Consider the following 12451-nt stretch of genomic DNA (forward strand, 5'->3'; position numbering starts at 1 on the left):
TAAATACGAATTATGAAGGCATTTATTTCAAGAGTGCTTTTTGAATTCAATGGCTTCAACCCTGAGGTGATTGAACGACTCAGGGGAGAAGACCAATTCAAACTGGTTGCACTCAGTATATGGGCTTTGGCCGGAACACTACTTTGCGCTTTGTCGATAGGGTATATCGTCAGCTATGCAGCAGTTAGTGTTCTTTCAGGGGTGATTAGTTTTTTTATCGCATTTTTTGTACTAGTCTCTCTAAATGTTTTGCTTGTTACGACAAGTGGTATGGAGTCCAATCTTAAGCCACTAGAGCGTAAGAAATGGCAACCCTCTAAATTTCGACCATTAAGCTATTTCATGGTTGGTTTGCTGTTTTCGCAGCCAATTTTGCTGGCGTGGTTATCTCTGACTGATCAATTGGAGTCGAATGTTTCTATTCGCCATCTGGATACCCAGATTGAATCGATATCCAATCAATACAAAAACTATTCTGCACAAAAAAACTTGAGGCTTATTCAGTTAGAAACCTATCGGAATCTCGCTGATAAGAATGCACCAAATGTCACGGCCAAATACGTGAAAAAAGCAATATTGATTGATGATGGTGATTCCAAAGACACTTTAGAACAACTGAAGAATAAACTAGTCGGCTTGGGTTTCGATGTTACTTCCCTCTCAAAGGTTTATGGTGTCGATTTAGATGCCAAAATCAAAAGCTATTACGACAACATAAGTGCAGGGGACATAAGTCTTTTTGTTTACAGAGGGCCTTCCAAAGTCACATCTGATCATTCGCTCGAACTAACCCCACCCAATGCCGGGATGTTTTCTCATTCGGTTGATACTGATAGCTTAATTTCAATCGTAGCTAATAAAAAACCGTTGGCGTCGTATTTCTTGTTTAGCTTATCGGCAAGTTCTGATAGTGCGAAGATCAGTAAAACGATCAACTGGGAGAACCAGGAAAGTAGCTATGTTATGTCTTTGAGTAATGATGAGCGTGGCGAGCTAGTAGAATCTTTCTTGAAAAACTTGAATGAGTCAGTCGAGCTTAACAATACCTTTAGAACTACTGCCTCTGAGTTCGCAAGTGATGAGGAAAATCCTAGGTTATATCAATCGTTGCAATTGCAATTTCCTATTTTGCTGACTTGGGGTCAAGGCCAGTTTTATAAAGAAATGAGCAGGGTAGATATGGACGGTATGCTCCCTGCGGGTGATTACTGTAAAACTTACTCAGGATTTGAACAAAGTACTTTTGCTAAATGCTTGGAGGCAGAAGAGGGTATCGTTAAATCAGAATTGCAGTTCATCGATGAAATGCTAGCCAAGAATGTACAAAGTATTGAAGAAGTGAAAACAAAAAAACTTCAAAATCCGTCAATTCTATTTAACTATACGGGTTGGTTTGTCAAACACGTCTTCTTGGCGATTATTCTAAGTTTGTTTGTAATCTTATTTGTAGGTGGGCCTTATATCTACAGAGATTATATAAATACGGGTGTGATATTGAGGTATGAATTAAAAAGCATTCAATTTAGCCGTGTGAGCCTTCATAAGCAGTTTCGGATATTTAGAACAGTTATCAGAAACATAAGAAACAGATTTATCAAAGAAGGGGAGCCGTTTGATGAGACAGCAATACAACACCCACTGTACAAGTCTAATGTGAAAGAGCGCAAGAAGAAGCCAAACTCTACTGGCGATGATCTTTATAGGTCTCTTAGAGAAGCTATTAAAAATAATAAGCGGAGTTCATTGTGAAGAAACTGTTTCATGCGCTAAAGGGCTTTGTGTATGCCTCCGCAGGCGTGGACACCCAGTTGATATATGACTGCCCATTACATGAACGCCGAAGAAATCTATACATTGGCTTATTGGTTTTAATGGTCAGCCTTTTGAGCTTCATAAGTGTTATTTATACCGTTTACAACATATTGGAAGCATCCGTAATTGATAGTAAATACAGCGACTATGTGAATTTTTCAATTGCATTGGTCACAGGCTTTATTTGGTTCTTAGTCGTATTCAATATTTACCGTGCGTGTTTAACAATTTCTGGAATTGGAGATGGCACCTCACGAATTACTTCTGATGAAATCAAAAACGCAATTCCACAAATAATCATGGCATTGGTATTAGCTCTATCTTTAGGGGCACCGCTCAATATTTTGTTATTACACCGTGAAGTAAATCATGTTGTAACTGCTTCAGATATTGACAGATTAATGCAGAATGAAGAGAGCCAAATCAAGTCAAAGGCGCAAATGCTCATTGAAGCACACATGGATGAAACTTCTAATGATCAGATGGCAGTCAGCGAGAGTCAGGTCTTCAAAGAGCTCAATGACAATCAGGAGGAGCTTTTAATACAGAGTTCACAAAGCTTTATGGGGTTGCTTGACAAGATCTATAACCAGAATCCACTACTGACTCTCTTGATTTTTGTAGTCGCGATTCATCTTTACATCGTGCCCATCTTTTTAAGGATGCTTTGGGTTAAAGGGGTGTATGAGTTCAAGGTCGAGTTCCAGAATCAAATCTCGCTTGCCGACAACGGTATTTTCAAAGATTACTACAGGGTAAATTTCCAAGGAACGCATACAGAGAATCGATTTATTCAAGCTGAGCGTGTGATGAGGTCAAGAAAATTCACGACTTCCGAAATTGAAAATCAAGAGTAAGAACAGGCGTAACCAGAGTGATGAAAATGAGAAAAATAAATCTAAACCTTATATTAGTTAGCGCTGTCCTGCTGTTGTGCTCTTCAGCAAGTGCTGATTCATTGAGGGGGCATGTAGTAGGTGTCGTTGACGGCGATACAATCACTTTGCTTGTAGACTCGCACAAGCAATACAAAATTAGGCTTTCAGGAATTGACGCTCCTGAGAAAGCACAGCCATTTGGCCAAGTCTCGAAGAAATCACTTTCTGATTTGATTTACGATAAAGATGTATTTGTCGAATATTCTAAATATGATCGATATGGCAGGGTAATAGGGAAAATCAGCTTTAATAAGCTAGATGTGAACTTGGAGCAAATTAAGAAGGGGTTAGCTTGGCACTATAAGAAATATCAAAATGAGCAATTACCTTCAGAACGAGAGCTTTACTCAGATGAGGAGCTAAAAGCTCAAGCTTCCAAATTGGGCTTGTGGAGTGAAGTTAATTCGATACCGCCTTGGGATTGGAGAAAAAAGAAGAGTGAGCACTGAGTTAAAATACTCAATAAGAAACGAACTGATAATAAAAGGAAGAGGGCTGTAAATGGAAAAACAACAATCATCACAATGGTGGCGTTGGCCATTATTACCATTTGCTTCAATATTAGGCGGCTTGCTAGGTTCCATGCTATTTGTATTTCTACATTGGATTTTAATGAAGTTTCAGGGGGACTTCCACGAGGATGGCTGGTGGTTTAGATATATCTTACCAACTATTTCTTCTGGAGTTTTTGGTTGGCTATACATATACATTACCTTCAGAGTAGCGCCAAAGGGAAAAGTGATCGCTGGGGTAGTGATGACGACAATTCTCGGGATTTTTACGATTTTTAGTATCGTAGCATCTTGGTATTTAAGCTCGAACTCAATGATAAATGCAATTCAACCAACTATTGGAGCACTGGCGGCATTCATTTTTGCAATTGTTGGTTTGGTTCAAATGAAAGAAGAGCAAGAGCGTATAAAAGGTTACTCTCAACAGTTCTCAGAGACCTAGCTAACTTTTATCAATTTCAAATAATCTAAGAGCCTCTGAAATGGCACAAACAAAAAGACCGAAGAATAAGTGCAAAAATTGCGGAGACACCTGGTATCCCCGTGGTAGAAATCTATCAAATAAATGTCCAAATTGCGGCAGCGAAAATATAGAGATTAGCCGGGAGGGTTTGCTAGTTGGCGTTCTATTCTTTGCGATTTTGATAATAGTCGGCCTATATGGCGACAATAAAAATACAGAACAGGAACAAAATAATCTAACGGAGACTGTTCAGTTGGATGAGAGTACGTTTATAGACCGCCGTGAAGTTGAAGAGGTTGAGTCAGGGGCAGAGGTCCCACCTGAGATGGGCACTGAACAAACCAATCCCATCGATTTCATATCGGATGGTGCGGGGCATCAACATGAGACATCTGACGGCACTTCAGATACTAAGACGCATGCTACTATCCCAGCTGATGAACAACCTTCATTTCGTGAGGATTTTTACAGATGGTCTGAGTCTGAGAAACAACTACGGGCTCGTTACATGTCTTTACTAAACGATTCATCTGCAAGCCAGAGCGATTTGGATGGTAGAAGGTCAGACTATCTAACTTTTGTGGATAATAAAAATAAGAAATGCGGGAGTATATTGAGTGATCATGCAAGTAACATAAACTCAAATGTTTCACATATCAACTTCAATAGAGAGCAAATTCATATCATTAATTGCCATCAAGAAGCGAATGTAGCAAGGATTAATGAAATTCAAGAGCAATATTAATTGCTAACGCTTCAGTACCAACTGCTCCTCAACAAGTGATGACAGCTACAACGCTTACAATAAATCGATGAGGTTTGCTTCCTAAAACTCATCTTCATCAAGGGCATATGTATGCATGTTGCCATTTGCGACTTTATATAGTGTCATCGTAAAGACACTAAATTCAATGCCTTCATCAGTTTGTCTCTCTTTAGCTACAAATGATTCCGAGCGGGACAGTTTTCCACTATCCAGATTTTGATATCTTAGGTCATACTCACCTGCCGTAATATTTTCGACTGTGAAGTCGCTATGTGCTGGGATGAAAAATACCCGTACAGGAGCAGCGCCATTGTTTTGAAGAGCATAGAGTTTAACGAATACATCAGAATCGTTTCTATTGTTATCTACTGTTACCTTGGACTTACCGTTCGTCCTAAGCTGCGGATACCCATCGACATATGTTGGAAAGTCAGGCCATTCGTTTCCATTCGGATCTTCTAATGGGCGAGTGTAGGCTGGCTTGTGCTGTATTGGCTCCGCAATTTGCTCTGAAGCCGAGTAGCTACTTCCATTGGAGTTATTGTTGTTTCGTTTACTTTCATTGTAAAGAGCATCTGCCACAACCCCAAAAACCAAAAGCATGACTGAGGCTTGTATATAAAAAGCTTTATTGAAAAGTGCCCATGAGTTGATTAGTTTTACCGTATTAACACCATTTTTTGTAAGAGTGTTAATTAAATTATCAATGTCATTTTTTAAAGTAAGCGTTTCTTGTGATGCATTTCTCCTTGGGAGTTTATTGGCAAACCTCAATGCATCTTGTGCCACGGCATATGCGACATCCAGTTTGTTGTTGTATGCAAATACCCATGCCTGATAGAAAGTCAGCCGAGCATTCATATCGTTAGGGCGTTTTCCTCCAAACATATTAACTAATAGTGTTTGAATCGAGTAAATTGGACCCCACGGTAAGCCCCACCATCCAAACAGCCATGTAACCAAGGAGGCCTTCAATATTTGTTTTTCGGCACATACGCTGCAGTAAATGCCCTGGTGAGCTCTTTTGGACGTATAGAATAGGAAGCTTCTTACGTCATAGAAAATTGAATATCTTGGCTGGGCTGATACTTTATCGCATACAGAGCAAACAGCCGGCTCAGGTTGGTCTTCATCCTCTTCAGGTGTGTGATGAACAGTTTCAACAAGTGAGGTATCGTATTCAGCTCTTAGGTCAGGATCACTGAGTACACTGAGTGCCTCGTTTAACAACTGAAAAAGTTGTGTAGCATTTTTGGCTTTATTTCTATCCGGATGTAACTCCATCGCCTTCTTTTTAAATGCCGACTTGATATCGGATTCAGTGGCGCTACAATCTATGCCTAATATTTTGTAGTAGCCTTTAGGGTCTTTTGAACTCACTTATTTTTTCCCTGGTTTGTAAAATGAGGCAGCATTATCATTATTTAACTTTTGACGAATAATACCCTACCTTACCGTCTAAAATTCATTAAACTTGGGTAATGTGATCGTGCAACTGGCTTTTCTGCTATATCTAGCAACGGATGAACGGTATTTCCAGATTACTTCCTCTGGCCTCCTTAATTTTTCTCTTAATTTTTTACCAAATGTGATTGGTGAGTGTATTCATGGACTCTGCAATTTTCTTAGAGTGGTTTCGTTATGCTGTTAACCGTGTAGGGTCGGGTTATTTTGGCTATGCTGAACGTGTTTATTGTTACGAGCTATATCATTTTTTAAGAGTTGCAATGCATCATCATGAGCGAGTAAATGGTCCCATTGGAAATATCTACCTTCATAGCGAGTTGGTTAAAGCTGTTATTTCAACTGATATAGCACAGCGGTACGAGGTTTGGCCTTTGAGTGCGCAGAGAATGCCTGACTTTCTTTTTCACACGCCCGGAAACTTCGATAATCAAGTTGCAGCAATCGAAGTAAAAGTTTCACCGGCCTTGTCATCTGCCGATCTAATAGACGATTTAAAAAAACTCACTGAGCTTCGCCAAAATTATCGATACGACCTTGGAATATTCCATTGTGTAAATATCGAATCATATAGGTTGCGATTGCTTCTGCAGCGAGCTAACGCTGAAAATATGGTCTTGGATCAAGACATACTAGTTGAGTGCAAATCATCTCACGGTGCACCAATTGAATCATTTAGGCTTTCGGAACTACTGACATAAGGCTGTGCAAAGAGGATTAGATCTGGATTTGGATTTGAATATGTATCGTAGCGCCGAGATGGCCATGATGTTTTCTTGGATTTTTTTATGGGAAGAGAAGGGCAATTCAAGTTTCCAGTAGGTTTGGCTATCAAATCTGAAATTTATACATCATTCTATTTACAAATCATATCACCCATATAGAATACCAACCGAATGGTATGTTTTGTGAGGTTGGTAATGAAATCAAGGCCAGATGAGTTTAAAGTTTGGGATGCTTTTTTAGCAGGGTTATTCATTAGCACTACTGCTTGGGCAGAAAACACCGAAGAGTTATGGCAAAAAGCTCAAAGTAAATATTTCGATAGTCGCCTCATAGAGGCATCTGAGTTTATGCAGATTGTTGGACCACGGATATCAGAAAATGGTAGCCAGGTTCCGTTAACAATCACTGTTGATAATAGTAGGGCGCCTTCACGAATCGAGAAGCTCTATTTGATTTTGGATGGGAATCCAATTCCATTGGCGGCTACTTACAAACTTGGTGGGTTGCTAGGCAATCTGAAATTAGAGACTCGCATCCGGATGGATAAGCAATCTAATATCCGAGTTATCGGTGAGACTGCAGAAGGTAAACTTTACATGGCCACAACTAATGTAGAGGCCGGGGGAGGGTGCGGTGGTAATGTTAATGTCGAGAATCTGGCATTAAATCCAGATATTGGTCGAATAAGATTAAACCTTGCTGGAGTTCCTGGGGGCAACTCTCACGTTGCCTTTATGATCAAGCATCCAATGCTCAGCGGGCTTCAGCATGACTCCAAAACGAAAGAGAAAATCCCAGCTAACTACATTAATAAAACAGTTTTTAGGTTTAATGGTGAGTTATTATTTGAGGCCGATTTTGGAGTATCGACCAGCGAAAATCCATACCTTCGTTTTACTTTTATACCTAAACAGCAAGGAGAGCTTGGTGTCATTGCTGAAGATAATTTTGGCAAAAAATTCTCCCATGATTTGAAAGCCACTTTTTAATCATCAACAGTTACAGGATGTTTGCAATAGCCTCCAACTTCATATCTTTGCTTAGTCGATAGTAATACCTCCTAATCTAATGGATAATGATCAATATATTAGGGAAAAAAGAATAGTATGGGCCTAGAAAAACTCGCCGACCTCAAGAAACAACTTTCTGCAGAGGCCAAATCAGCAAAACCAACTAGGTCACAAAAGACCGCCTCCGTAGATCCAGTCGTATTAATCATAGGTAAGTTACAAAAGCTGTTTCCGAAAACTTTCCCTAAAAATCCAAACCCTAAGGTCCCTCTAAAAGTAGGTATTCTGGATGATCTTTATGCTCGATCTGAAGAGATTGGTATTTCAAAGGAAGATATCCAATTAGCAATTAAAACCTGGTGCAAATCCTCTCGATATTGGAACGCCTCCAAAGAAGGTGCCGTACGCGTTGATTTGGATGGAAACCCTGCTGGTGTTGTAGAAGCAAAAGGGGCTGCACAAGCAAGAGCTATGGCAAGAAAAGCCAAGCCCGCAAGGATTGAGGCTTCCAAGCCTACTACCGATTCTCCTAAATCTGAAATAGAGTAGCATTCCCTGCCAACGCTAATTTCTCCATAACCTGGTTGAGATGGCAGAAGTGTTTATATAACGAGTAATCCCTAGCCCCACAGAAGCTTCTGGGTGTTAGAACTCTCAAAATCTATAATCATCAATATAAATTGTTGTATTTGGTTAGCCGCCTAACTATAATGTACCTAATCATGGTCTTGGCAGTTTGATATTCCTGAATTAGCTGGCGAACCCAGTTAGGTGTAATGCTTTGGCGATGTGACTTGAAGCGACATATTTCTTGCTTCTTAGATTTTTGTTTTCTAATACTCAATAAAGGATGGCTACACATGAAATCAATCATTAAATCCGTATTTGCACTCGTTGCATTTAGTTTGGTCACGGCTGGTAGTGCTGTTGCTGGTGACGCATCCACCAAAGCTGCGATCGAAACTTTGAACAATAGCTGGAATAAGGCTTTCAACAGCTCAGATGCAAAATCACTTGCAAATTTGTACGCTGAGAATGGTGTGCTCTCACCTGGTAACGGTAAAGCGCTAATTGGCCGTGCAGAGATCGAGGGTTTGTTTAAGAGTTTCTTTGACGCAGGTGTAAATAGCCATAAATTGGAAATTGTCACGGTCGATGGCGACGACAAAACTATTTACCAGGTCGCAAAGTGGAGCGCCCGTGGTGCTGAAAAAGACGGTGTCTCACCAACATTTGGTGGCATAACAACGAGTGTTTATAAGAAAGATGCCAGCGGTAAGTGGGTCGCTCAATCTCACGTTTGGAACGCAGGTAATTAAACCAATTGTGAGGCACTTGCCTCACTTTGGTGATTAGGAGCATTCCATTTTCGCTTCTTTGAATCTCATAAAAAGACATTCTGATTATTGTAACAATAATAAATTTTATTGTTACAATAAAAAACATGAGAAACGAAGACTACGAAGATATCGATAAAAGACCAGGTTCTGGACGAAGAATTCGCTTTGCCATGTTGAGAGGCTAAGGCATGCATTATCCTATTCCGCTAAGCCAGAACCCTACAGTAATCCTGATCCCTTTTTATGAGGGTAAGGTCCGTGCTGGCCAATCGCGTTTTGTGTCAGCTGCGCAGGACTACGAGATGAAAGAGCTCGACCTAAACGAGCTTCTGGTCGCTGATCCACCGGCAACCTTTATGGTTCAAGTGGCCAAAGACTCTGACTCCATGATCGATGCTGGCATCTTCCCAGGCTCCAAACTTATCGTGAACAAGGCTCTGGGGTCTAAAGCCAAGTCATCCAATATCGTTATCGCAATCGTTGATGGTGAGTTCGTTGTTAAGCGCTTGTATAAACGACTTAAGATCGTGCGCCTATTGTCAGAGAATAAGGCAAAAGCGTATCCACCTATTGAGTTCTCAGAAGGCCAAGAGCTTGTGATTTGGGGTGTGGTACAGCATGTCATCAACTCCTTCGATTAGACGGGTATTCGCCCTCGGTGACGTAAACTCAATGTATGCCTCCTGCGAGGAGGTATTCCGTCCTGATATCCAGGGTAAACCAGTTGTCGTGCTATCCAATAACGATGGATGTGTCATTGCCCAAAACAAGCTTGCCAAAGCCACTTTAGAAATCTACATGGCCCGACCATGGTTCGAGATCAAAGAAGCAGCCGAGAAGCTAGGGACTGTAGTGTTCTCATCTAACTACGAGTTGTACGCAAACATGAGCAATCGGTTTGCGGCAATCATGTCCAAATACTCACCACGCATGGAGAAGTATTCGATTGATGAGGTGTTCCTGGAGATGACCGGCATTCATGTCAATTACACTGATTACGGCCATACCATCAAACAGGATGTCAGAGACTCAACAGGTCTTCCTATCTGTGTCGGGTTTGGTTACAGCAAGACGTTGGCCAAATTAGCTAATCATTGTGCCAAAAAACAAGATCACTGGAATGGCGTATGTGATTTCACATCAATGTCGGAGAATGAGATAGATGCCATCCTTGCAGAGTTATCAGTCGGTAAGGTCTGGGGGGTGGGGCGGAAGCTAGAAGCCCGATTGAACAAACTTGGTGTTCATACCGTTTTACGGTTGAAGCATGCTGATCCAAAACGTATTCGTGATGAGTTTGGTGTTTTGCTGGAGCGGACTGTCAGGGAGCTTAACGGTGAGGTCTGGATAGAGATGGAAGATGAGCTGCCTGAAGCCAAGCAGGTTATGAGCTCTCGCTCGTTTGGCGTACGCGCTTCTACCTTAGAGGACCTGAGCCAGGCAGTTGCCTTCCATGCTGGGATTGCCTCAGAGCGAATGCGGGGCAAAGGCTTGTATGCGAATGGGGTCTATGTCTTTGCTCAGAATAGTCCGCATGATAAAGCTGAGTATTACTCAGGTCAGCTTTCAGTAGGTTTCCCAGCACCCACGAATTCGACAACCAAGATCACTAAAACTGCTCTATGGCTTTTGAGGAAACTATACAGACCAGGTGTGTATTACCAGAAGTGCGGTGTAATGTTGCTAGATACCGTTTCCAGCGGTGGTTTGCAAAGCGATATGTTTGGCTTTACTGAAAGCGATCCAAAATCGGAAGCCTTAATGGAAGTTATGGACAAGATCAAACGCAAGTATCCGAACAACCCGGTTAAGTCTGCTGCTGAAGGTAAGGTCCAGGAGTGGAAGATGCAGCGTAATTATCTTAGTCCTAATTACACTGGGGATTGGAAGCAATTGCTTGAAGTTAAATGAAATATAAGTTAAAAAGCGTGCACTCTTAAAGGGTAGTGGGTCTCGATAGCCGACCGTTAGCGAGACCCTACTTCAATCTATTTAAAACCAAAACCACGTTCGTCTAGAGTTGATCTTAATTCCTGTCGGCCATCCATATACTCCATACTGGTAGCAGACCCTTGAACGGCTTCTTTCCAGGTCTTACCTTTCATACCTAAGCCTTCGCGGAAAGTCTTGAATACTTCTTCATAGGCTTCAATATGCGTGTTCAAATCCTTAGCTTGATATCGGTTGTGATGTACAACAACCTGCTGAGGTAATCTAGGGCGAATGTTAGTTTGAACTTCGAGATCAGGCCAACCGACGACTAACCCACAAACTACATAGCTGTAGCGTGGCAGACTCAATAATTCAGCAAGCTCTTTAGCTCTATTACGAGCAGCACCAATATATACCGTTCCAAGTCCAATTGATTCAGCGGCCACTGAGGCATTTTGAGCTGCCAGCGCTGCATCTAGGGATGCCATCAGGAATGAGTCGAGGTACTCATGCACGCTTGGATTAAGACCAGCATCCACAGTGATATCGTGGTTTCTTGAAATGTCCGCCACCCAGAGAAGTATTGCTGGCGCTTGAGCGATATAGCCATTACCTTGTCCATCTTTACCACCGGCCAGGGCTCTGACTTTAGATTTCAGTTCAGAATCTGTAACTGCAACCACACTCCATTGTTGAAGATTTGAAGAGGTTGAAGCGGACTGAGCAGCTGCCACAAGAGTTTCCAACCAACCTTCCGGCAGTGGTTTATCCAGGTAATTTCTAATTGAGCGATGATTCAATAAACCTTCGATCTGCTCATTCCAGATAATGTTTTGAGGAGTATCTTGACTTCCATATCTTGCCTTAATCAAATCGTCCTTATGTAACTTTGTAGCCATGTATTTTCCTTAAGTGCTGAACTGACATTTTCTCAATCAAGATCAAATTTCACTGTGATGAAGATCACCCCAGGACAGAATTCCTTGCACACAATCTATGCTAAGCCAATAGTTAGTGTGTCATTGACTTGTAGTCTTGTGTGCTTTACGTTTACTTGGGCGAATAAGGCCATTTCCTTTGCGAATCTTTGCCAAGTAAGGCTCTGTCGAATCTGGCACATCAACCGTAAATTTTAGACCAAGCTCATTCATTAGCTGAATGACTCGACCTATCTGTGCTGTTTCCTTACCGTACTCAACATCACCAACAAACACTGGACCTACTCCAGCCATGCCCGCTAAATCGTCTAGCCGAATCTTATTAGCCTTTCGTGTTGCGCGAATTACCTCGCCTAATTCTGCCATTGTGTTGATTTGGATTTTCATTACATTCCTCAAAAATATATTCGAACTGATATATTTTATTGTAACTCCAACGCAAAAAGCAAAAATATATTCGAACTGATATATTTTAAAGTCGGGAAATTTAAGGCTGTATTGATAGGCAGGCATGAAAGAAAAAAGCCAGCGCGACTCCGAGCTGGCTTTG

General features: G+C 41.3%; 14 protein-coding genes. 11 read left to right on the forward strand and 3 right to left on the reverse strand.

Translation table 11 applies throughout. The features are described 5' to 3' along the window. Positions 1–12: 12 nt before the first annotated feature. From ACIDE9_RS00575 to ACIDE9_RS00595, 5 genes are read left to right on the forward strand one after another with little or no spacing between them, the layout of a single operon-like run. The gene (locus ACIDE9_RS00575; protein WP_106288034.1) at positions 13–1749 is read left to right on the forward strand and encodes a hypothetical protein; all 1737 of its coding nucleotides are present in this window, start codon (positions 13–15) and stop codon (positions 1747–1749) included. Beyond that, a complete protein-coding gene (locus ACIDE9_RS00580; RefSeq protein ID WP_181256652.1) occupies positions 1746–2669 on the forward strand; it encodes a DUF4407 domain-containing protein in 924 nt (307 codons plus the stop codon). Before ACIDE9_RS00575 ends, ACIDE9_RS00580 begins: the two co-directional genes overlap by 4 nt. A gap of 20 nt (positions 2670–2689) precedes the next feature. Continuing rightward, positions 2690–3199 (forward strand): thermonuclease family protein, encoded by a 510-nt coding sequence (locus ACIDE9_RS00585; protein WP_339378036.1) that lies wholly within the window; start codon positions 2690–2692, stop codon positions 3197–3199. 52 nt (positions 3200–3251) lie between these two features. Next, complete coding sequence (locus ACIDE9_RS00590; RefSeq protein WP_411991941.1) at positions 3252–3704, forward strand: hypothetical protein; 453 nt, start codon at positions 3252–3254, stop codon at positions 3702–3704. A 40-nt stretch (positions 3705–3744) separates the two neighbouring features. Next, complete coding sequence (locus ACIDE9_RS00595; protein ID WP_411991943.1) at positions 3745–4470, forward strand: hypothetical protein; 726 nt, start codon at positions 3745–3747, stop codon at positions 4468–4470. Between the two features lie 81 nt (positions 4471–4551). Here ACIDE9_RS00595 and ACIDE9_RS00600 read toward each other — a convergent pair whose 3' ends face one another. Further along, the gene (locus ACIDE9_RS00600) at positions 4552–5871 is read right to left on the reverse strand and encodes a J domain-containing protein (RefSeq protein ID WP_411991945.1); all 1320 of its coding nucleotides are present in this window, start codon (positions 5869–5871) and stop codon (positions 4552–4554) included. A gap of 227 nt (positions 5872–6098) precedes the next feature. On the opposite strand from ACIDE9_RS00600, the gene ACIDE9_RS00605 reads away from it, so the two are divergent. From ACIDE9_RS00605 to ACIDE9_RS00630, 6 genes are all read left to right on the forward strand, one after another. After that, positions 6099–6656, forward strand: a complete 558-nt coding sequence (locus ACIDE9_RS00605; protein ID WP_411991947.1) for a hypothetical protein — start codon at positions 6099–6101, stop codon at positions 6654–6656. Between the two features lie 219 nt (positions 6657–6875). Beyond that, a complete protein-coding gene (locus ACIDE9_RS00610; protein ID WP_411991949.1) occupies positions 6876–7670 on the forward strand; it encodes a quinoprotein dehydrogenase-associated SoxYZ-like carrier in 795 nt (264 codons plus the stop codon). 117 nt (positions 7671–7787) lie between these two features. Next, positions 7788–8240, forward strand: a complete 453-nt coding sequence (locus ACIDE9_RS00615) for a ProQ/FinO family protein (RefSeq protein WP_411991951.1) — start codon at positions 7788–7790, stop codon at positions 8238–8240. Positions 8241–8551: 311 nt separating this feature from the next. Then, on the forward strand, positions 8552–9010 hold the full coding sequence (locus ACIDE9_RS00620) for a YybH family protein (RefSeq protein WP_411991953.1): 459 nt from the start codon (positions 8552–8554) through the stop codon (positions 9008–9010). Positions 9011–9219: 209 nt separating this feature from the next. Beyond that, the gene (locus ACIDE9_RS00625; RefSeq protein ID WP_411991955.1) at positions 9220–9672 is read left to right on the forward strand and encodes a LexA family protein; all 453 of its coding nucleotides are present in this window, start codon (positions 9220–9222) and stop codon (positions 9670–9672) included. Further along, the gene (locus ACIDE9_RS00630) at positions 9650–10942 is read left to right on the forward strand and encodes a Y-family DNA polymerase (protein WP_411991957.1); all 1293 of its coding nucleotides are present in this window, start codon (positions 9650–9652) and stop codon (positions 10940–10942) included. The genes ACIDE9_RS00625 and ACIDE9_RS00630 overlap by 23 nt, the downstream gene beginning before the upstream one ends. A 77-nt stretch (positions 10943–11019) precedes the next feature. Here the strand turns inward: ACIDE9_RS00630 and ACIDE9_RS00635 are convergent, their stop codons facing one another. Together ACIDE9_RS00635 and ACIDE9_RS00640 are read right to left on the reverse strand one after the other, a co-directional pair. Continuing rightward, entirely contained in the window at positions 11020–11862 is an 843-nt protein-coding gene (locus tag ACIDE9_RS00635; protein WP_411991959.1) for an NADPH-dependent oxidoreductase, read from the reverse strand. A gap of 120 nt (positions 11863–11982) precedes the next feature. Beyond that, on the reverse strand, positions 11983–12414 hold the full coding sequence (locus ACIDE9_RS00640) for a hypothetical protein (RefSeq protein WP_411991961.1): 432 nt from the start codon (positions 12412–12414) through the stop codon (positions 11983–11985). Between the last annotated feature and the right edge of the window lie 37 nt (positions 12415–12451).

It is taken from the genome of Methylophilus sp. 'Pure River' (assembly GCF_046765995.1).
Lineage (GTDB): Bacteria > Pseudomonadota > Gammaproteobacteria > Burkholderiales > Methylophilaceae > Methylophilus.